The organism is Pseudomonas tremae, from assembly GCF_023278125.1.
Classification (GTDB): Bacteria; Pseudomonadota; Gammaproteobacteria; order Pseudomonadales; family Pseudomonadaceae; genus Aquipseudomonas; species Aquipseudomonas tremae.
Genome location: NZ_CP066270.1, coordinates 3,782,052 through 3,803,844, shown reverse-complemented (window position 1 = coordinate 3,803,844; position 21,793 = coordinate 3,782,052). Strand labels below are relative to the sequence as shown.

The following is a 21,793-nucleotide window of genomic DNA, read 5'->3' as shown; positions in this document are numbered from 1 at the left end:
GCGGGTTTTTCTTTTTCTGGGGGCGGTATGGGAAGTGCGGCAGCAGCGCGAAGCATTCGCGGGAGCAAGGGCGGCGAGGCAAAACAGAAGCAGCCGACGATTGCCACGAACGGCACAGCTTCTATTGCCACCGCACGCATCGTTTATCTGTGGAGCTGGGGGCCGATTGTTGGACCGGTGAACGGCCTGCGCTCGGTGAAACTGGACGGCACACCGCTCGTGGCCGAGGACGGCACTGTTAACTTCCCAGGCGTGAAATGGCAGTTCCGCAACGGTGAGCTGAATCAGCCGCGACTGGAGGGCATTGCCGAGTCGAGCAATGAAGTCGATGTAAACCAACAGTTGCTCAGTACCACGCCGTACCTGCGCACCATTACCAACCCGGTGCTGGACGCGGTGCGCGTTCGCTTCAGCTGGCCACAGCTCCAGTCGCAGGATGCAAGTGGCAACGTGAATGGCGTGCGGATTGAATATGCGATCGACCTGGCCACCGACGGCGGCCCTTTCGTCCAGGTGCTCAAAGACTTTGTGGACCGCAAGAACGTCACGAAGTACGAGCGCAGCCACCGCATCAATCTGCCTGCGGGCAGCCGTTGGACCATGCGCGTGCGACGGATCACGGCAGAGGCGAACAGCTCTCTGGTTCAGGACGCCATGTTCATTGATGCGGTCGCCGAGGTGGTAGACAGCGACCAAGAGTTTCCGCTCACCGCGGTGGGCTGCGTCGAATATGACGCTCAACAGTTCGGCGGCGACATTGCCAAGATCGCGGTTCACATGCGCGGCATGATCGTGCGCGTGCCGACCAACTACGATCCTGAAACGCGGACCTATGCCACATCAGGCGCCGGGACGAGCAACGGCATTTGGGACGGGACGTTCAAGCTCGCGTACACCAACAACCCGGCCTGGGTCTGCTACGACATCTCGCTAAACCCGTATTACGGTCTGGGTCACCGAATCGATGCCACAATGGTGGATCGCTGGAACCTGTACCGCATCGCGCAGTATTGCGATCAGATGGTGCCGGACGGTATGGGCGGCACGCACCCGCGATTGACCTGCAACATTTACCTGCAGAAGCAGGCGGATGCCTACGCGGTGTTGCAAGACCTGTCGGCCATCTTTCACGGCATGAGTACTTGGGATGGCAGCCACATCACGTTCACCGCCGATATGCCTGGCGATCCCGTTTACACCTACAACCCTTCGCAAATCCTCAACAACGGCGAAATTCAGTATTCGGGCACCCGTGCGCGCGACCGTCACAACCTGGCGATGGTGACCTGGGATAACCCGGCTCAGGATTTCAAGACAGACAAAGAGCCCGTCTTTGATGACGTGGCGATGGCCGAATCTGGATCGGTCAACGAACTGGCGGTGGACGCTTACGGCTGTACCTCGCTCGGGCAGGCGCAGCGGGCAGGGCAATACGCGCTTATCACTGAGCAGACTCAGACGCGGCCAGCGACCTTTCGTGTTGGCCTCGACGGGCAGATACCGAAGCCTGGTCAGATCATCGCCGTGGCCGACCCGATGCTGGCTGGCCGAGCGAACGGTGGGCGCATCAGCGCAGTGTCGGGGCGGGTTATCACTGTGGATCGTGATATCGATATTTCGGCCGGTGCCAAGCTGCGGGTGAACCTGCCCAGCGGCAAGTCCGAAGCCCGTGTGATCACTTCGATCAGTGGGCGGCGTGTGACGATCGCAGCCAGCTTCAGCGAAGTGCCGGAAGCGGAATGCGGCTGGATACTCGAATACGACGACCTGAAAACCATGCAGTTTCTGGTGCGCAACATCACGCGCCCGGAATGGCACCAGTACCAGTTCGAGTGCATCCAGCACGAACCGAGCAAGTTCGACGCCATCGACTTCGGCGCTGTGGTGGATATCCGCCCAATCAGCGGCGTACCGGTGGGCGTGCAGTCTGCGCCAAGCGCGGTGTTCGTGACGCAGCATGTTGTCATCGATCAAGGCATCGCTGTCACCAACATGACCATCAGCTGGGACGCTGCGCCAGGCGCGGTAGCGTATGACGTGGAATGGCGCTGGGGCTCGCGTGAGTGGGTCAAGGTGCCGCGTACCGGTGAGCTGCTGGTTGACGTGCCCGGCATCTACTCCGGCCAGTACATGGCAAGGGTGCGCGCTGTCAGCGCTTTGAACGTGTCATCGCTCCCGACTACATCCCTGCTGACAAACCTGAAGGGCAAGACAAGCTTGCCGCCGGCTGTTACGTCGCTGACTACCACGCCTCTGATATACGGGATTGGCCTTAAATGGACTTTCCCGCCAGGCGCAGAAGATGCTCAACGTACTGAAATATGGAACAGCAAGATCAATGATCGCGCTACTGCGACGAAGCTTGCAGACTTTGCCTATCCGCAAGCCAGCCATGAAATGCAGAACATCACGCCGGGGACGAACCTGTTCTTTTGGGCGCGCATTGTCGACAGGTCTGGCAACGTAGGGCCCTGGTTCCCAGCAGATAAAGGTGTGCTCGGACAGGTCAGTGTCAACCAGCTCGCTTACGAGCAGTATTTCCTCGGCAAGATCAAGGCTTCAGCGCTGGGCGAAGAGCTGTTCACCGAAATCGGGAAGATTTCAGGGAATGGGGACGACTCGGTAAATAAGCGGATCGCGCAGCTGAAAAGCGAAATCGGTGCAATTACCGATGCGCTCGTCTACGTGCCCACCGATACCTACGTGCGGGACAACACCGTGCGCGTGGGTGACAACCTCTGGACGGCCATCGCGGCAGTGCCTGCGGCTGCGAACGGCGCCAACGGCCCGCCGAACCCTACGTACTGGGTCAACACCGGCCAGTCGATTCGCTCGGCCAACGCCCAGGCGGATCAGGTTTCCAAAAACACAGCCAACATCGCAACGGTCGACGGCAAGACCAGCGCGACAGCCAGCCAACTGCAGGCGGTTCAGGCCCAGTATCGGTCAGACAGCGGGGAGGGCGATCTGCTGGATGCGCTCAAGGGCTGGGACAGCACAGCCAGCTACGCACAGGAAGTGAAAGTCAGGACTGAGCAGGATTTCGCCCAGGCCCAACGCACCACGTTGCTGGATGCACGTGTCGGTGGCAACGAGTCGAAAATCAGCATCGTCGAAACGACAATTGCTACGGACAGGCAGACTACCGCCCAGCAGCTGACAACATTGAGTGCGGCGGTCGATTCGAATCAGGCCGCCACCCGGAGCGAAGCAACCGCCAGAGCAGATGCAGACAGCGCGCTCGCCGCCAGAATCGAGCAGGTACAAGCCACCGCCAGCGGTGCAACTTCTGCCGTAAGGGACGAAGCAGCAGCGAGAGCGGATGCGGACGGTGCCCTGACCCGACAGATAAGCACCGCGCAATCGACGGCAAATGGGGCGTCGGCCAATGCTGAAACGGCTACAAAAACCGTTTCGGCGCTCGGCGGCAAGGTCTCCTCACTTACAACCATAAAAACGTCCACCACGGTTGGCGGGCGCACGGTGATGGCCGGGTTGGCGGTGGGCGTCGAGGGTCAGGAGCAGGAGTCGCAGATACTTGCGTTTGCGCAACGCTTCGCAATTCTGGACGAGGCCAGCGGAACGATGATTGCGCCGTTTGTGGTGCAAGGCGGGCAGGTGTTCATCAACACCGCAATCATCAACACGGCCTTTATCAGAGAAATCATTGCGGGAATGTCGATCACGTCTCAGGCCAAGAACTCACGCGGTGAGCCTTTGTTAGAACTCAACTTCGTAACGGGTGCGGTGAATATTCGCAGTCAGGACGCGGAAGGCTCGGTGCTTCTAAACAACCGGGGTCTTTATGTTTATGACGCCAACTTGGTAGAGCGCACGGCTGTAGGTCGATTGACGGCGTCTTAACCTCGTACTGATAAAGCATTTCGGAGAAACGATGGATATTTATGGAGTGCGAGTGCGAGACGCCAGCAACGTCCAGACGTTAGGGATGGAAGATTTCACTATCAGAAAGCTGGCTTCGATGGTGATACCAGCTTCTCGCACGAGCGGTGAGGGCATTCGTAGTGATTATATCCTGATGGATGTACCGAACTATGATCCTGCGAAGTGTTTCGTGCTGATTACCCCAAGGCAGTATGCCTCCTATGGACAGCCTGGCAATCCTGATGCGTGGGGGTATGTTCCCACTTATAAGGATTTGGGAGGAACGAGCATCGGAATATTTACTTACGTCAATAGAAGACGCCCTACCGGGGTAGGTGGGCGATTCAGGGATGAATGGATAGAACATGCTGTTGAGTCTGTAGTGGAAGTTGTGAGGGTGGGATGATGGTGGACTATGGTTTCTCCGCAGTTAATGGGGCGAGCTCGGTTATTATCGGTAGCAAGTACAAGGTGCTGGTCTTTTCCGAGCGGGGCCAGTTCGCTATTACTTCCCGGTATACCGACAAGGAAGGGTTTGGTTCTGTTGTGTTCGCCCGGCCAATTCTGACCCAAGAGCCGCCACAGATTTTCGTCAGGCATATAACCGGTAGTCATCCTGACTTGGGGATTTATACCACCATGTCGGGAGGACCCGGTAACTGGACTGGATTTTTGGTGACCTCGGCAGTTAGGTTTGGCGGGGCGGTGCAGAATTACTCGATGGAGTACGTCGCTTGCAAGTTCGCTGATCAGCCAAGCCCCGAGGTCTACGGTATGAATATTCGGGACGATGCTTGGCGCATAGTATTTTCGTCGGCCGACAAGATTGTGAGATACAGTAAGTTCGCCAAAAACTGGACACTACAAAAAGGCGATATGGTTGATATTTATAATAGCAACCTAACCATTGATGCTGACGACTTTGTTTGCATTTCCAGCATAGACCGGGGTGTCATGTGGTTTGCAGACGGCGTCCAGTTTGCGGGCCTTACCTTGCTGAGTAACAGCGTGCCAGTTTTACAAATAAACGCTCAAATCGCGGGCGGTGGCTATTGGTATTACCAAGGGATGAACGAAACCTGCTTCGCTATACCGGTCTGTAAGTTTCCTGCCTCTAGATATTATAACTAAGCACTTTTTTGGAGTTGCCCTCATGCCTTGGTATAAAACCGGGACGGTTTCCGTCACCCAAAATTCGAACGCCGTTATCGGTAGTGGTACGGCCTTCATTGCAAATAGCCGCGTTGGTGACGGCTTTCGTGGCCCAGACGGCGGCTGGTACGAGGTGACGAACATCGCCAGTGATACCGCCATGTCGATATCGCCAAACTACCAGGGCCCCAGCAATGGCGCTGGCGGTTACGCGCTCGCGCCGCTGCAAGGCTACGTCAAAGATTCAGCCGATGCGCTCCGGGCGCTGGTGAACCAGTTCGGTTCTAAGCTTGCTGCGCTGCGCAGCACCGGCAATTACGACATTCTGCCGGTGGACAAGGGCGGGACTGGCGCAGCATCAGCGGCTGATGCGCGTAAAGGTCTGGAGCTTGGCACGGTTGCCGTTGAGAATACCGTCCCGGTAGTGAAGGGTGGTACGGGCCGCACTGACGGGCGGGTGCTGTTCTCTGAGGTGGGGGTGCAGCAGGCAAGCGCGCTTTACAACGTGCAAGGCATGTATATGGGCTGGAACTCTGGCTCGCAGGGCGAGGGCCATTTCGTTGTAAACCGTGGCGGTGGTGCTGGTGGTTTCACTTGGCGATCAGTGAATGCCGGTAATACAGCCACCGGGCCAAGCATGAGCTACGGCTACGACGGTTTGCTGACTGTGCCGTCGCTGTCTGTAACTGCTGCCCCGATCAGCATTGCATCAGGCGGAACCGGGGGTAACTCTCAGGCAACAGCCCGGAATTCATTGGGCGTAGGGCCAGATTCAGCCCCGACCTTTGCCGGGCTTGAACTCAACAACACCAGTCCTTACATCGACTTCCACTACGGCAAAACAGCCGCCGACTACGACGTCAGGCTTATAAACTCAGCTGCAGGCATATTGACCCTGCAGGGGGCTTATGAAGTCACCGGGCGACTGGCATCGGCGGGCACTTGGTGCCGGGCGGGTCTGAGCGCAGGGCGTGGCGGTACGGTTTATAACTACAATTGGACCGGCTCAAACGTCGACGTGTGGATCGACAACACCTATGTCGGGACCATGACGCTGTTCGGGTCTGACTACCGGTTCAAGAAGTACATCGCCGATGCGAAAGTGCCGTCGTACCTCGATCGCATCGATGCCTACAGAATCGTCAACTACCAGCGCAAGGTGTTCGGCGCAGTATTCCGAGGCGATGGAACCACCTATCAAGGCTTGATTGCGCATGAGGCGCAGGCGGTAAACCCCTTGGCCGTGACCGGCGAGAAGGACGGCGTCGACGAAAGCGGCAACGCACGCATCCAGCAGCTCGACCCGATGGCCTTGATCACCGATCTGATGGGCGCTGTTAAAGAGCTGCGCGCCGAGCTGGCCGCGCTCAAGGCATCGATTCAGCCAGCCCCAGAACCTGCCGCCGCGTAACACCTGCACAGCAACACCCGCACCCCGCCATTGAGCGGGTATTTTTTTGCCTGGAGAAACCGAAATGCCGATCACCACGCAGCAACTACTGCAGATCCTCCCGAACGCCAGCCAGAAAGCCGGCGTTTTTGCACCTGTCCTCAACACAGCGATGAGCAAGTACCAGATCGTGACCCCGCTACGTATAGCGGCGTTCATCGCCCAGGTCGGCCATGAGTCCGGTCAGCTGCGCTACGTCCGCGAGATTTGGGGCCCAACCAAGCAGCAGCTGGGGTACGAGGGGCGAAAGGATCTTGGCAACACCGTTGCGGGTGACGGCTCGAAATTTCGGGGCCGTGGCCTGATCCAGGTGACAGGCAGGGCCAATTACGAGGAATGCGGCGAAGCACTGGGCCTCGACCTGATCAACCATCCCGAATTGCTCGAACTGCCGCAGCACGCCGCTATGTCGGCGGCGTGGTTCTGGCACCGGGCCGCTCTCAACACGCTGGCCGACAAGGGCGAGTTCGTGACCATCACCAAGCGCATCAATGGCGGCACGAACGGTCTTGCTGATCGGCAGGCGCTTTACGCTCGAGCGCTTGAAGTGCTGGCGTGAAACGCTGAAAGCATTATTAGAATTCGTGCTTCACGCACAAAAGGAGCGGCTGGTAAGGATGCGTCAACATCCGTTCCAGCCACCGAACCGCAGACTATTCCTGCAAGTCCAGCCAAGGCCCCTCGCTCTGTGCACAAAGCGCGGCGAGCCTAGCACCTGTTTATCCATACAGTAAAGGCTTGCACATGACTAACCCGATTGTTCCCTGGATGGGCGGCAAGCGCCGCCTCGCCGACCGACTTATCCCCCTTTTCCCTCCACATGAATGCTATGTCGAAGTTTTCGCTGGTGGAGCCGCGCTGTACTTCATGCGACCTCAGGCCGCCCCTGTTGAAGTTCTAAACGACATCAATGGCGAGCTGGTTAGTTTGTATCGGGTGGTGCAAAACCATCTCGAAGAATTTGTACGCCAGTTCAAATGGGCGCTTAGCTCCAGGCAGGTGTTCGAGTGGCAAAAAACGACCCGCCCTGAAACTCTCACCGATATTCAGCGAGCCGCCCGATTTTTCTATCTCCAGCACCACGCATTCGCAGGCAAGGTTACTGGGCAGACGTTCGGGACCGCGACCACTGGTCCTGCCATAAATCTGCTGAGGATCGAGGAAAACCTGTCCGCCGCTTGGCAGAGGCTTTCTGGCACGTATGTCGAAAACCTTCCTTGGCTGGACTGCGCCGAGCGTTACGACCGTGCCCACACCTTTCACTACATGGATCCCCCGTATTGGAAAACCGCTGGCTATGGCGTGGATTTCCCGTTCGAAAACTACGAGCGAATCGCCGACTTCATGCGGAGATGTAAAGGAAAGGTGATGGTGAGCATCAACGATCACCCTGACATCAGGAAGGTTTTCGACGGCTTCCATTTTGAGCAGGTGGATATTCGCTACACCACTTCGAATCAGCGACAAGGCAAGAGCGAGGTCAGTGGAGAGCTCGTGATAATGAATTGGGAGGCGTCTGCGCTTGGGGGCTTGTTCTGAGGCTTCGCGCCTTTTTTTATGTACTTTGGAGGCAAAATGCAGACATCGATTAAGCAAGAAAACTACGACCGCACCATAAAGGTAACGCTGGCAGTGAAGGCGAACGGTGGTTCGGTGTCAGTCCAGATCCAGGCTGGGGACAGCTGGATCAATACCGACACGTTCTGGAAAGACGGTGCCTATCAATTGAGCTTTCCACCCGCGACGATCCGCATCGTGCCAGCTGGTAGCGCTGCATTTGAGGTATACGCATGAGCCTTCTGGTCAATCCCATCCCCCGGCGCCAGCCGATCCGACGCGGCCTGGGCCTGCTCGGAGATAGCTTCTCGGGCAATTGCCACACCATCGCGGCGACCGCGTTCGGCACTGAGGCCTATGGCTATGCCGGCATGATCGCGGCGCGCACCGGCCTGTTTCCCAGCTACCTGGACAATCAAGGCAAGCTCGGCGACCACACCGGGCAGTTCCTGGCCAGGCTACCGGCCTGCATTGCCTCGTCTACGGCCGACCTGTGGCTGCTGCTGTCACGCACCAACGACAGCACCACGGCGGGTATGAGCCTCGCCGATACGAAAGCCAACGTGATGAAGATCGTCACCGCGTTCCTGGACACGCCTGGCAAGTACCTGATCGTCGGCACTGGTACGCCGCGTTTCGGTAGCAGGGCGCTGACCGGTCAGGCGCTGGCCGATGCGATCGCCTACAAAGACTGGGTGCTGAGCTACGTTAGCCAGTTCGTACCTGTGGTGAACATTTGGGACGGCTTCACCGAGGCTATGACGGTTGAAGGCCTGCATCCGAACATTCTCGGTGCCGACTTCATCAGTTCGCGAGTGGTGCCAATCATCACCGCCAACTTCGAATTTCCCGGTATCCCGCTGCCCACGGACGCTGGCGATATCTACTCGGCCATTCGCCCGTTCGGCTGCCTCAATGCAAACCCTATGATGTTGGGCACTGGCGGCACTCTCCCGGCTGGTGTCAACGCCGTGGCCGGTTCGGTGCTGGCTGACGGCTACAAAGCCGTGGGCTCTGCCTTGACCGGGATCACCACGCGCTGGTTCAAGGAGCCTGCTGCTTATGGCGAAGCACAGTGCATCGAGCTGGGCGGCAACATGGCCGCGGCGGGCGGCTACATCTACGTGCAGCCAACAGCGAACGTCACCAATACCAATCTGGCCGCAGGTGACGTTATCGAAATGGTGTCGGCGGTGGAGCTAGCGGGGGCGTCACGCGGGATACTGGGGTGGGAGGCTGAGTTGACCATCACCAAGCCTGTCGGCGGGGCCTCGACTACGTTCTACTTTCGCTCGATGGACAAGTATCAAGAGCCGTTCACCATGCCGGCCAGCTTCTCCGGACAGTTGGAGACGCAGCGAGGGACGGTTGATCTGACTGAAACGGTGATCACCTCACGGATGGGGCTGTACCTGGCCGCTGGCGTGCCGCAGAACTCGATAGTCAAGGTCTCACAGTTTGGGATTCGCAAAGTGTAGGTGAAGCGTAAATCCCCGCGCACTGCTGACCGCATTAGCCTCAGCAAACGTACACTCGATAAGGGCAGGGCTACCGCGTTCACCATAGTTGCCGAGATAGATTTTTTCCGGAACTACCATTGCGGTCTAATGTCGAATCGCTACTTTTAACGCAAATTTCAGTAGCAAATTTGCTACCAAGGAGAGGTAAAAGATGGCTTTCGACGCGTTTATTCAGATCGCGGACATCCCTGGCGAGGCGCTGGACGAGAAATATAGCAAGTGGATCGAAATTACCGGTTACAACTTCGGTGTAAGTCAAAGCACCTCCGCAACCGCCAGTTCCTCGGGCGGCGCTTCCTCCGGCCGCACCACTATGACCAACTTCACTTTCACCAAGTACCTCGATAGTGCCAGCTGCAAGCTCATGGAAGCCAGCTGCGCAGGCCAGCACCTGAAGGAAGTGAAACTGGTACTCTGCCGCGCTGGCACTGACAAGCTCAAATACTACGAAGTGGTGCTTGAGGAAGTCATCATCGCCGACTACACACAAAGCGCGAGCTCTGGCGTTCCGGTCGAAATCGTACAACTCAACTATGGTCGCATCAAAACAACCTACACGATGCAGAAACGTGTTGATGGCATGGCGGGCGGTAACGTTGCTGGCGGCTGGGACCGTATCAATAATAAAAAGTACTCGTGAGGCAGGACCATGGGCGAAGCACGATCCTTTATAAATGCCAGAACACAGACCTTTGACTCTCTGAAAGCCAACCTAGCACTGCCGAAGAATACCAAGTCCAAGTTCCTCGCCCTCAACTCACACATCTCGGGCGGCGTCGTCCTTGCGGGGGAAATGGTCATCGTCGGTGACGCCTCCACTCCTTCGTCTACAGCCCAGGAAGCTTTCTTGATGGCGAAGGCCGCAGAGGTGCATACGGCGCTGCTAGTAAATGGCGTGGGAGGGGATGACTTTTTTCTTGAGAATTTTGAGTTGCTCAAGCAATTGATTAGTCATAGTTCAATGGGGGTAGGCGCGATCAGTGAGAGCTGGGGCAAGCACCTCGAAGCTATCAAAGAGACACTCCAGGATATCGAAAGACTGTATCGGGAATACTTGGGCTCCGGCACGATGACAGACCGCGACGCATTCTACGCTAAACGAACCTCACTTTTTATCAAACTAGAACAGCAGCTCGATAATATAGCGTCGCTTGGTTCTGGATTACGTAATGAGGGTTCAATCGAAAGGCTGTTAGGGCTCTCAACAACGAACTATCTACACGCTGGAGAAATAGTAGGCTATGCCGAAAAAGTATCAGGCGTTGCAAGAGCGGCGAAGTGGATAAAAGGAGGTACATATATAGGTATTGCGCTTGACGTAAGCGCTACCGGACTTTCCATTCACAAAGCTTGCGCTGCAGGTCGCGAAGAACAGTGTAGAAAAGCAAAGTACGTTGAAGGCGCATCTTTAGTTGGAAGTCTAGGCGGCAGTGCTGTGGGTGGATCTCTCGGGAGTTATGCTGCTGGCGCTGTATGCATGGCGGTGGGTCTTCCATCGGCGGGATTGGGTACGCTAGCCTGCGTTGTAGTTGGGGCTGCTGCCGGAGGAGCCGTAGGCGGTGCTTTAATAGGCAGTGGCGGTGAGTTTGTCGGAGAATATATTTATGGGAAGACGACCCAATGATGGGCATAGAGCTAGGCCTGATAGGAGTGATTTTATACGCAGTCATGATAATCATCATTATCGCGTCACTTTATGTAGCACATAAGTATACGCATATTTTTGAATCATACCTATCGAACTGCAAGCTCATAACAGACAACCAAGCGACTTATCGTGAAGCAGGATTACCCGGAAAAATCGTGCGGTGCGGCATGATATATATATTTCTATTAATTCCGAGCTTGGGCAAAAAACGTGGAATTATGGATATAAAAGAGGCAAAAAACTTTCCTAGAAAAATGAGGTGCTTGCTATTTATTCCGTGGACGGCCCAGATCGTGATATTTATAGCATTGATCTGGTTTACCCAGTTTGCAATACCTCGTGCCTAAGTGTCATGGGAATGGTCTTCAGGGTTCGCATTAATAAGTGATAAATCAAGATGCGCCAAGCGTGTGCTAGTAAGTGTCGCTATCATTGCACCTAAAGCACTTATAGTTATCGGGAGGTGAGGCTTGTGATGAAATTCTGTACGGTAAAATGACTAAATGAACAACATTCAAATAGGGCTGGCTAGTGGATTCATTCTCGTACTTCTATTTTTCGTCTGTTTTGCTATAGCATTTATTGCTCATAGATACATTGACACGATTGAGGGGTGTCTGTCGGGGTGTTCTTATGTGAGCGATATTAGAAACGTTTGGGGGAGCGCTGGTTTGCTTGGGGAGGTTATGAGATGTGGGCTTATTGCCACAATAATAATGATGCCGAAAATTTATGCTAAACGAGGTCTTGTTGACGTTGGTGAGGTAGAAGGTCTTCCTCGCTTTTATAAAAGGCTTCTCGTAACTCCTATCGTTATCGGAGGGGTGTTGATTTTTTGTCTTTTTGCTCTTGATGTCGCATCGAAATATATTGAACAGTGATTATTTTATGAAGTAAAGCAGGTGTTCGTTTGATTAACTTAGAGGGTCCTCTCTGTTGCAGGTTGGCCTATACCTGGCTGCAGGCGTGCCGCAGGACTCGACGGTCAAGGCCGCGCAGTTCGGGATACGCAAGGTGTAGATGGTCGAGGCGGCGCTCCGCTACTCTGTCGGAACGCCCCGTTGGCGGCTGAGTGACTGCGGCAGCTTGTTCGGGCACTGCGGGTCTTCGATAAAGCCTAGGCCATCGCAGTGCGTACAATCGTCGCGCACTGCGAATCCGTCCAGGCAGTGAAGGCATCTGATAAATATCGAGTGGCTATGACGCTCCCACAGCGAAACGTAGGCCTTGAAGTCGCCTTGTTCGAGGGCTACCGCTGAGGCGTCGACGAGCGCTCGATATTGATCTTCATCGCTCAGGCGTTGATAGCTCACACCGTTGATCTGCCTGGATTGCTCAACCAGCGTCAGCGTCTGGCCGGTTTCGGTGTAGATGTAGCGACCCTCGAGCACGCCGTACTTCTTGTAATCCCTCATGATGAGGTCGTTTTTCTCGTCGAGAAAGGCGAAGTGGGCAGCATGGTAGGGCGACTGGTCGGCCTCATGAAGCACGTATCGGGAGTTGAGCAGGCTGCCGACTATTACGCCGCCCTTGTTGTAGGCCAGATAGTCCGATGCCTGATGCCGCCATTCGTGGTTGCCTTCCTCGGTGAAGTGGCAAAAAGCGGCGCTGGCCAGCTCGAAGAGCTCAAAGCGCGCCAACGGATCGACCAACCCGCCAGCCTGCATGTCTTCGGCCATGCGTGCCAGAAACCGGTAAGTGACCGCGGGGTTCGTCCACTGCCTCCTGTCGTTGAGCCTTTTGTGCCATTCGGCCAAGGCTTCTGAGCTGTTGCACTCGTTCATGGGGGGGGGATTCTCAATTGCTGTATGGGTATACAGTAGTCGAGTCGTTCAGGTTTGGGGAGTGGTGTTCGTCGGCAGGACGCCGGGAGAAGGTTGGTGTGATTGGTACCCCTCCCGATCAAAAGGGGGGGGCAGGCATTACGCCTTCTTTTCACTGGTGCTTTGATGTAATTTGAGTCCTTCTAAAAAAGGAGTTGTTATGAAGGGACTGTATTGGATATTAGTGATCGTCGTATTAGCAATGCTGGGAGTGGCGTTCAGAGTTTACCTGCAGCAGTCGGATGTGCCTAAGAAAGTTGATTACTGCTTTAATCTTCCAGAGGACCAGCAGGATCAGTGCTTCAAAGACCTAGAGCGGGAAAACGAGCAGAGAAAGAAGCTGATAAAGGGTGTCACTGGTCAGTAATGAGTCTCAAAATGAGAATGACAGTCTTGGGGGAAATTTGGGGGAATAAGTCCCCCGAATTATGTGGAGTGTTGTGGTGTCATGCTTAGCTGAAAGCCACTGTTTTTAAGGTCTTCGGGAATGCATGATATATTTTATTGGCGGAGAAAACGGATTCGAAATCCGTTGTACCTTCACCGGTACCTAGGGTTCGAATCCCTATCTCTCCGCCATTATTTGAAAACCCCGTAACTCGGCGAGTTACGGGGTTTTTTTGTTTCCGGTCTTACTGTTTTTCTCATGCTGGCAAGCCCTCTTCGTAGGCATTGCTGGCATCAGTCTCTTTGAAGGTCGATCCGTGTGAATGCCGATTCCTATGAGTCCGAGGGCTGTCATTGATAACTTTTATTTACACAGTGCTCGTGCGAACCGGTAAAACCGTTGTGGCACGTTTGCCATCCAGCTATTTAGAGTCAGTTTAATCTGACCTGTTTTTTAAGATTTCCTTGATGTGATTTTTAAAAGATCATTGATGTCAGCCAGCCGGGGTACAGTGGTCAATACCAAAGAGGCGATGAGCGATGCTATTGATAACACAGCAACAGATTTTATGAATTTTTAATGATGCCTGTCATTTGATTTATCTCGGGTCTGTCGCATCTAAACTGCCAGCGTATTTCAGCTCTGATTCGTAGAGTCTGTCCCCTCCAGATTTTTGCAGTCAGCCGTTTGGCTAACCGAATGCTCTTTAGATGTCATGGTGACTTGTCGACTGAAAGCTGTGGCAAATACCTGATTATATCCAGCCCGTTTTATGTAAGACCAATCTGCCAGCCGTGTAGGTACTTTCCTGTTGTGACGCCTTGCCCATTGCCGCACGACGATCTGCATTTTGCTTACGTACCCCGAATCCGGGGCGACCTCAAGCAGTGCCTGGCGTGATCTATCGGTAGCCCTGCTCACGGGGATGTTGATTTCCGCAGGCTCTCCCTATGGAACCGATCTGCTCATGCTGACCACTCAGGACGTTAAATTTTCGCTTGCAGACTGAAAAAAAACATGAAAAAACAGACTTTTTTCTATGGGTAGCGATGATGTCACTTTATAAGCTACCTATCGACCATGCCCGACGCACATAACATAATCAGTAGCGTTGACAGGTGGAGTTTAATTAATTAATTTTAATTTTTTCCTGTCAGTCGGTGATTACACTCGTGCTCTAACGGCTGAAGCGCCAAACGTGAAAGCGATGGCCCAGTGGCACTACAGGGCTTGATCTGATAGATACCCCGCTAAAATATGAGGAGCTGCAATGAGTGATATTCTGAACAAGATAAAACATTATAAACTTCAAGAGATTGAGGCGGCAAAAGCCAAGTTGCCGTTGAGCGTCATCAAGCAACATGCCGCCGACCAGCCAGGTCCTCGGGGCTTTTATAATGCACTGAAAGCGAAAGAGCAGCAGGGCTTGTTGGGGTTAATCGCAGAAATCAAAAAGGCCAGCCCGTCAAAAGGTCTGATTCGTGAAGACTTCAATCCCCCTGCGCTGGCTCAGGCCTATGAAACGGGTGGTGCAGCCTGTCTATCCGTTCTGACAGACACCCCAAGCTTTCAGGGGGCCCCACAGTTTCTCATTGATGCGCGAAACGCCTGCAGCCTCCCTGTGTTGCGCAAAGACTTCATGTTCGACACTTATCAGGTCTATGAAGCGCGTGCGTGGGGCGCGGATTGCATATTGCTGATCATGGCTTCATTGACTGACGACATGGCTGCTGAACTTGAAGCCGTGGCCATGACGCTCGGGATGGACGTGCTGGTAGAAGTGCATGATGAAAGTGAAATGGAGCGTGCGCTCAAGTTGTCTTCGCCACTGGTGGGCGTCAATAATCGCAACCTGCATACCTTCGAAGTAGACCTTGGCGTGAGCGAGCGCCTGGCATCGATGGTTCCCGCAGGCAAGCTTCTGGTCGGTGAAAGCGGGATTGCCAACCATAACGACTGCCTTCGCCTTAAAAAGGCCGGCATCACTACCTATCTGGTTGGTGAAAGCCTGATGCGCAAAGAAGATGTTGTGGCGGCGACAAAAACATTGCTTACAGGCAGTGCCGACTGAGCATTTAGTCAATTTTTACTCAGAGGGGCGACCATGCTCCTCTGACGGTTCACGAAGCACGCCTTTCTGTCTGATCAGGTCACGTACCAGGACGATGCTGTTCGTACTTGCCCTGTCCTTGCCTGTCCGCTTGGGCGCGTTACATTCGGTAGTGAGCCGAAGTCAGTGGTTACCCGGATCGAACCTTTCAAGCTGCCAATATCCACTAATCACCTGTCCCCGGTTTCCCTTTCGCCCGATCTGATCTATACCTTGGGTTCAACGTTTTGTGAGGCGAGGAGCTATCAGATGTCGGACGCAGATCAGGTACAAAGGGCGCAGCCTTCCCCCGACCAAAGTCACGATGACGTGATCGCCCAGTTCAAGTGGCAGGGCAAACAGATTGACTGGTTGTTGCAGTGGCTGGTCAAGTTCGTGGCGAACACCAAGGTGGAGATGGGCGTGACGCTATCGGTAGGCGGAAATCTGGTTTCCGGGCATCTGATTTCTCACGACACCTATTTTGAGCAGCTGGCTGAGGATATTTCGGCGCCGTTCTCTCAGTTTGCCAATGGCACTGATGCGTCGATGAAAGAAATGATCCTGTCTTTCAAGCCGGGCGAATCGTCGGAAGACACGCCGGCTTTCCATTTCATCCACCTGAAGGATTGCCAGACTTTTTCCACTGACGGTAACCCGATCTGTGAGGCTGGTGTTCTGTGGCGTGGCCGGATTTCAGCGGTCGACGGGTTTACCATCGGGCTGATTGCCGAGAAAACTGAAGTGTCCTGACGTCTACAGGCCCCGACAATCGTCGGGGCTTCTCACCCCCCTTTCGGCACACTTTGCCAGAGCGCTTTTGGCGCTGATTGGCAGCAGAGCGCTGCGCGGCGAATGGCTTCATTGGGCTGCTCTGTGCGCGACAAAATGCCGCAACCGTTCTGTGGGCGAGTAATATGTGCCACCTGACCCACGCGCCGAATGTTTTCGGCATGGCCTGATGAGAACTGGCGACAAGAAAAAATAACAAGAAATGAGCCAGGCTGCCCGCCTCGGTCGACGTACAGAATTAATGAGTAGACGAAAAAGGCGACTAGAGAAAATGACCAAGACTTCGCGACCTTTATACATTTCCTACGCAGGTCCCTCGCTGCTGGAGATGCCGCTGCTGAACAAAGGCAGCGCCTTTACCCCGCAAGAGCGGGTTGAATTCAATTTGATCGGGCTGCTGCCGCAGAACGTCGAAACCATCGAAGAGCAGGTCACCCGGGTTTACAGCCAGTACAAACAGTGCGCTAGCGACCTGGACAAGCATATTTACCTGCGTTCGATTCAGGACAATAACGAGACCCTGTTTTTCCGCCTGCTGGATTCGCATCTGGACGAGATGCTGCCGATCATCTACACGCCGACAGTGGGGCAGGCGTGTCAGGAGTTCTCCAAGATTTACCGCACGCATCGCGGCCTGTTCATTTCCTATCCTGAGCGCGACCGCATCGATGACATCCTGCGCAGTGCCACCAAGGACCGTATCAAGATCATTGTGGTGACCGACAGCGAGCGAATTCTCGGCCTTGGCGACCAGGGTATCGGCGGCATGGGGATTCCGATCGGCAAGCTGTCACTGTACACAGCCTGTGGCGGGATCAGCCCGGCCTATACGCTGCCGATCGTGCTGGACGTCGGGACTAACAACCGCGAGCTGCTGGACGACCCGATGTACATGGGCTGGCGTCACGAGCGGGTGTCGGGCAAGGAATACGAAGACTTCATTGCGCTGTTCATCGATGCGGTTCAACGTCGCTGGCCGGACGTGCTGTTGCAGTTCGAGGATTTCGCCCAGTCCAACGCCATGCCGCTGCTTGAGAAGTACCGGGACGAGCTGTGTTGCTTCAACGACGACATTCAGGGCACTGCCTCGGTTGCTGTGGGCACGTTGCTGGCGGCCTGCAAGGCCAAGAATGAAACCCTTGGCCAGCAGAAAGTGGTCTTTGTCGGCGCAGGGTCTGCGGGTTGCGGGATTGCCGAGCACATCATCGCTGCGATGCGCATCGAAGGCCTCAGCGAAAGCGAGGCGCGCAAGCGAATATTCATGGTTGACCGCTTCGGTCTGCTGACTGAAGGCATGGGTAACTTGCTGGACTTCCAGCAACGTCTGGCGCAAAAAACCGCTGATGTCGCTGGCTGGACGGCAGGTACGGAAGACTTTCCTCAGCTGCTCGACGTGGTGACGCACGCCGGTGCCACCGTATTGATCGGCGTGTCCGGGCAGCGCGGCCTGTTCACCGAGCAGGTAGTGCGTGAGCTGCACAAGCACTGCGCCATACCACTGGTGATGCCGCTGTCGAACCCGACCTCTAAAGTCGAGGCTACGCCGGAAGAGATTCTGCGCTGGACTGACGGCAACGCGCTGGTTGCGACTGGCAGTCCGTTTGCGCCGGTCGAGATAAACGGCCGTACCGTTCACATCGCGCAGTGCAACAACTCTTATATCTTTCCGGGCATCGGCCTTGGCGTGGTCGCTTGCAAGGCATCGCGCATTACCGACCGCATGCTGATGGCCGCGTCAAATGCGCTGGCCGAGTGTTCGCCGATGGTCACGGGGCAGGGCGATGCGGTCTTGCCACCGCTCAAGGAAATCCAGCAGGTCAGCCGCAAGATCGCGCTGGCAGTCGCCAGAGAGGCCCAGGCTGAAGGGCTGGCACTGGATACCTCGGAGGAAGCGTTGCTGGAAGCCATTGAACGCAATTTCTGGCTGCCGGGTTATCGCGCCTATCGACGCCGTTCGGTCTGACCGGGCGCCGCTTGAACCGTGACGCCTCTGCAAGCCTGCTTGCAGGGGCGTTCTTGTGAATACGAGGGGCAAAGCGTGCGCCGTGATGCTTTCCTGTGAAATAACCTTCATTCAACCCAATCGTCTCACCTTTTTCACATAAAATTGATGAGGCGCTGCCTACAGTCCGCGCCATCGGGGAGTTGCCTGGTTCCTGCTATGCCCGATGCACATTAATTAGATAAGCAGACCACAATGCCGACACCCAGAACTGTTCGTCCAGAGTTTGTAACCTTGCTTGCCAGTGGCTTTCTTTTATTCGGTTTCAATCTCAATCTTTGGCAACACCTGTTTGCGATTACGAGTTCCGATGCCAAAGGCATTGCCATGCGCGTTGCATTTGGATTGATGATTTTCTGTGTGTTCAATATCGCACTGACGCTGATTGCATTCCGTGCAGTGTTTAAACCGGTGTTGATCTTTCTGTTTATGGTCAGTGCCGGTGTGGTCTATTTCATGACCGAATACGGGGTCATGATCGACGCAGGCATGTTCCGCAACTTTGCCGAAACCAACGTGACGGAAGTGCAAGGGTTGCTGTCCCTGAAGCTGGTGTTGTACATCGCGTTATTAGGCGTACTGCCTTCGCTGATACTGTGGAAAACGCCTGTTGGCTATCGTCCCTGGCACCGCGAGCTGTTCAGCAAGCTGGTGGTGGCTGTGGTCTGCAGCGTTGTCATCGGCGCAGCGGCGCTGGCTAACTATCAAGGCCTGTCTTCGTTGTTTCGCAACCATCACGAACTGCGTCTGATGGTCGTGCCGAGCAATTACATCGGTGCTTCGGTGGGTTATCTGCGTGAGCAGGTCGTCTCTGCCCAGCGCCCGTTCGTCACGATCGGCGAGGACGCCAAGCGCTCGTCGGACTGGGCGACGCATAGCCGTAAATCCCTGACCGTGCTGGTGGTCGGCGAAAGTGCCCGGGCCGAGAACTTCGGCATACTGGGCTATGGTCGCAACACCACACCGAACCTGAACAAAGAGAGTGGTTTGGTGGCGTTCACCGATGTTTATTCCTGCGGTACTGAAACTGCAGTTTCGGTGCCATGCATGTTTTCCAACATGGGCCGCAAGGATTACAACGCCACCGTGGCGCGCAATCAGGAAGGCTTGCTGGATGTGCTTAAGCGCGCGGGCATTAACGTCGTGTGGCGCGACAATCAGGCAGGCTGCAAAGGCACGTGTGATCGCGTGACATTCCAGGATGTCAGCAACCTCAAAGACCCGCAGTTGTGTACGTCCCACGAGTGCCGCGATGAAATTCTGCTGCAAGGCCTGCAGGGCTTTATCGACAACCTCGACAAGGACACGGTTCTGGTTCTGCACCAGATGGGCAGTCACGGCCCTGAATACTACAAGCGCTACCCAAAAGAGTTTGAAACCTTCACCCCTGTGTGTGAAAGCAATGCGCTGAACAACTGCAGCCGCGACACGATCGTGAATGCCTATGACAACACGCTGCTGTATACCGATCACGTGCTGTCCAGCCTGATCGATCTGTTGCGCAAGAATCAGAACAAGGTCGATACCGCCATGGTGTATCTGTCGGACCATGGTGAATCACTCGGTGAATACAACCTGTTCTTGCACGGCACACCCTATGTATTGGCCCCTGACCAGCAAAAACATGTGCCTTTGCTGATCTGGTTGTCCGATGCGTATCAGAAGTCCTTTGCGGTAAGCCCTGAATGCCTGGCAAAAGAGCGCAATTCCCCGTTGAGCCAGGACAATCTGTTTCACTCGATGCTGGGTTTGCTGAAAGTGGACACCAAGGTCTATAACCCGGCGCTGGATATGTTTGCCAGCTGCCGGAGTGAGGCTAGAGCAACTGACCAGGCGTCCAGTGTGCCTGGTGCCGCCGAGTGAAGCGTGGGCGCCAGGGGCAGTCGGTATTCGGGACACGCGTCGCCGTTCCTGTCAGTCATTTGCATGAAGAACGGCCAGACTCGGACGACAGACGCGCGATATTCTTCGATGACGATATATACTGCGCGCCATTGTTGAAGGGAGAGCCATGTGGCCATCGATATTCACTGGATTCGCGACGACGACAGCCTCGCCCTGTATTGCGCACAATGGCAGTCGCTGCCGTTTGTAGCGCTCGACACCGAGTTCATGCGGGTCGATACGTTTTACCCGATAGCCGCGCTGCTGCAGATAGGCGACGGAAAAAGCGCGTGGTTGATTGATCCGCTGCTGATCAATGACTGGCGGCCCCTGTCTGCGTTGCTTGAAAATCCCGACGTGATCAAAGTCGTTCATGCGTGCAGCGAAGACCTCGAAGTCTTGCTGCGCCTGACCGGCAGCCTGCCGGTTCCGCTGTTCGATACTCAGTTGGCAGCTGCTTACCTGAACCTCGGTTTTTCCATGGGCTATTCGCGACTGGTGCAGGAGGTGCTCGACATCGACCTGCCCAAGGGCGAAACCCGCTCTGACTGGCTGCAACGCCCGCTGTCGGAGACGCAGATCAGCTATGCCGCCGAAGATGCGGTACACCTTGCCGAGCTGTTTGCCATCCTGCGCCCGCGTTTGTCCGATGACAAATACGCCTGGTTGCTGGACGACGGTGCCGAACTGGTCGCCAATCTGCGCCGTGAAGTTGACCCTTACGAGGTCTACAGGGATGCCAAACTGGCCTGGAAACTGTCGCGTGCCCAACTGGCGGTGCTGCGCGAATTGTGTGCCTGGCGTGAGCGTGAGGCGCGCGCGCGCAACCTGCCGCGTAATCGCATCGTGCGCGAGCACTCGCTCTGGCCGCTGGCAAAAACGCAGCCGGACAACCTCGGCGCGCTGGCCCGTATCGAAGACATGCACCCGCGCACTGTTCGTCATGATGGCGAGTTCCTTCTCGAACTGATCAAGACGGCGAGTAGCCTGCCGCCGGAACAATGGCCGCCTGCGCTGCCCGAGCCGCTTCCGGTAGACGCTGCCGGTTCGATCAAACGCCTGCGTGCGATCGGTCAGCAGTACGCCGAGAAAATGGACATGGCGCCCGAGCTGATGCTGCGCAAGAAGACCCTCGAAGCCCTGCTCAAGAGCGGTTACCCCGACGGTCCTTGCCAATTGCCCGATTCGTTGCGTGGCTGGCGTCGCGAATTGATGGGTCAGGCGCTGCTCGACAGCCTGGCAACCCCTGGAGAACAGTCTTGAAGCGTATCTGCTCGATTTATCGCAGCCCGAAAAAGAACGAAATGTACCTTTACGTGCTCAAGAGCGATGTCCTCAAGCGTGTGCCGCCAGAATTGCTGGTGGCGTTCGGCAAGCCGGTGCATGCCTTTGATCTGGTGTTGAGCCCGGAGCGAGCGCTGGCGCGTGAAGACATCAATCTGGTGTTGTCGAACCTCGACAGTCAGGGCTATCACCTGCAGATGCCGCCGGCTGAAGACGAGTACATCGAGCATTTACCCGAAGAGCTGCTGCGCCGCAACGATCCCATGTGATTTTTGCTGCGGTTGTAAATCGTGTCGTAAAAGCGGTCCACATCGGTTGT

18 protein-coding genes are annotated in these 21,793 nt (G+C 55.4%); 17 read left to right on the top strand and 1 reads right to left on the bottom strand.

Annotation, left to right across the window (positions count from 1 at the left end; all coding sequences use genetic code 11):
• Window positions 1–27: 27 nt before the first annotated feature.
• From I9H09_RS17175 to I9H09_RS17130, 10 genes are all read left to right on the top strand, one after another.
• The gene (locus I9H09_RS17175) at window positions 28–3,864 is read left to right on the top strand and encodes a TipJ family phage tail tip protein (protein ID WP_236502578.1); all 3,837 of its coding nucleotides are present in this window, start codon (window positions 28–30) and stop codon (window positions 3,862–3,864) included.
• Window positions 3,865–4,287: 423 nt separating this feature from the next.
• Window positions 4,288–5,016: a hypothetical protein gene (locus I9H09_RS17170; protein ID WP_236502577.1), complete on the top strand. Its 729-nt coding sequence runs from the start codon at window positions 4,288–4,290 to the stop codon at window positions 5,014–5,016.
• Between the two features lie 22 nt (window positions 5,017–5,038).
• Entirely contained in the window at window positions 5,039–6,448 is a 1,410-nt protein-coding gene (locus tag I9H09_RS17165; RefSeq protein ID WP_191892659.1) for a tail fiber domain-containing protein, read from the top strand.
• 64 nt (window positions 6,449–6,512) lie between these two features.
• Entirely contained in the window at window positions 6,513–7,046 is a 534-nt protein-coding gene (locus I9H09_RS17160) for a glycoside hydrolase family 19 protein (RefSeq protein ID WP_191892658.1), read from the top strand.
• Window positions 7,047–7,231: 185 nt separating this feature from the next.
• Window positions 7,232–8,026, top strand: a complete 795-nt coding sequence (locus I9H09_RS17155) for a DNA adenine methylase (RefSeq protein ID WP_236502621.1) — start codon at window positions 7,232–7,234, stop codon at window positions 8,024–8,026.
• Window positions 8,027–8,062: 36 nt separating this feature from the next.
• Window positions 8,063–8,281: a hypothetical protein gene (locus I9H09_RS17150; protein ID WP_191892656.1), complete on the top strand. Its 219-nt coding sequence runs from the start codon at window positions 8,063–8,065 to the stop codon at window positions 8,279–8,281.
• The gene (locus I9H09_RS17145) at window positions 8,278–9,522 is read left to right on the top strand and encodes an SGNH/GDSL hydrolase family protein (RefSeq protein WP_236502620.1); all 1,245 of its coding nucleotides are present in this window, start codon (window positions 8,278–8,280) and stop codon (window positions 9,520–9,522) included. Before I9H09_RS17150 ends, I9H09_RS17145 begins: the two co-directional genes overlap by 4 nt.
• 193 nt (window positions 9,523–9,715) lie before the next feature.
• Window positions 9,716–10,204 carry an Hcp family type VI secretion system effector gene (locus I9H09_RS17140; protein ID WP_024668828.1) on the top strand — a complete coding sequence of 163 codons (489 nt, stop codon included), beginning with the start codon at window positions 9,716–9,718 and terminating at the stop codon, window positions 10,202–10,204.
• 9 nt (window positions 10,205–10,213) lie between these two features.
• A complete protein-coding gene (locus tag I9H09_RS17135) occupies window positions 10,214–11,188 on the top strand; it encodes a hypothetical protein (RefSeq protein WP_122325969.1) in 975 nt (324 codons plus the stop codon).
• 527 nt (window positions 11,189–11,715) lie between these two features.
• Window positions 11,716–12,093, top strand: a complete 378-nt coding sequence (locus I9H09_RS17130; RefSeq protein WP_122325967.1) for a hypothetical protein — start codon at window positions 11,716–11,718, stop codon at window positions 12,091–12,093.
• A gap of 159 nt (window positions 12,094–12,252) precedes the next feature.
• Here the strand turns inward: I9H09_RS17130 and I9H09_RS17125 are convergent, their stop codons facing one another.
• Complete coding sequence (locus I9H09_RS17125; protein WP_235662440.1) at window positions 12,253–12,996, bottom strand: hypothetical protein; 744 nt, start codon at window positions 12,994–12,996, stop codon at window positions 12,253–12,255.
• Between the two features lie 199 nt (window positions 12,997–13,195).
• On the opposite strand from I9H09_RS17125, the gene I9H09_RS17120 reads away from it, so the two are divergent.
• The 7 genes from I9H09_RS17120 to I9H09_RS17090 all read left to right on the top strand — a co-directional run bounded on the left by I9H09_RS17120 (window position 13,196) and on the right by I9H09_RS17090 (window position 21,743).
• Window positions 13,196–13,402, top strand: a complete 207-nt coding sequence (locus tag I9H09_RS17120) for a hypothetical protein (RefSeq protein WP_122325966.1) — start codon at window positions 13,196–13,198, stop codon at window positions 13,400–13,402.
• A 1,291-nt stretch (window positions 13,403–14,693) separates the two neighbouring features.
• Window positions 14,694–15,494 (top strand): indole-3-glycerol phosphate synthase TrpC, encoded by an 801-nt coding sequence (gene trpC / locus I9H09_RS17115; protein ID WP_122313387.1) that lies wholly within the window; start codon window positions 14,694–14,696, stop codon window positions 15,492–15,494.
• Window positions 15,495–15,782: 288 nt separating this feature from the next.
• On the top strand, window positions 15,783–16,265 hold the full coding sequence (gene gvpU, locus I9H09_RS17110) for a gas vesicle accessory protein GvpU (protein ID WP_122346361.1): 483 nt from the start codon (window positions 15,783–15,785) through the stop codon (window positions 16,263–16,265).
• Window positions 16,266–16,575: 310 nt separating this feature from the next.
• Window positions 16,576–18,267 carry an NAD-dependent malic enzyme gene (locus I9H09_RS17105; protein WP_122346360.1) on the top strand — a complete coding sequence of 564 codons (1,692 nt, stop codon included), beginning with the start codon at window positions 16,576–16,578 and terminating at the stop codon, window positions 18,265–18,267.
• Window positions 18,268–18,501: 234 nt separating this feature from the next.
• On the top strand, window positions 18,502–20,169 hold the full coding sequence (locus I9H09_RS17100) for a phosphoethanolamine transferase (RefSeq protein ID WP_122346359.1): 1,668 nt from the start codon (window positions 18,502–18,504) through the stop codon (window positions 20,167–20,169).
• Window positions 20,170–20,319: 150 nt separating this feature from the next.
• On the top strand, window positions 20,320–21,453 hold the full coding sequence (rnd, locus tag I9H09_RS17095; protein WP_236502426.1) for a ribonuclease D: 1,134 nt from the start codon (window positions 20,320–20,322) through the stop codon (window positions 21,451–21,453).
• A complete protein-coding gene (locus tag I9H09_RS17090; protein ID WP_005892105.1) occupies window positions 21,450–21,743 on the top strand; it encodes a YcgL domain-containing protein in 294 nt (97 codons plus the stop codon). Before rnd ends, I9H09_RS17090 begins: the two co-directional genes overlap by 4 nt.
• Window positions 21,744–21,793: the final 50 nt, after the last annotated feature.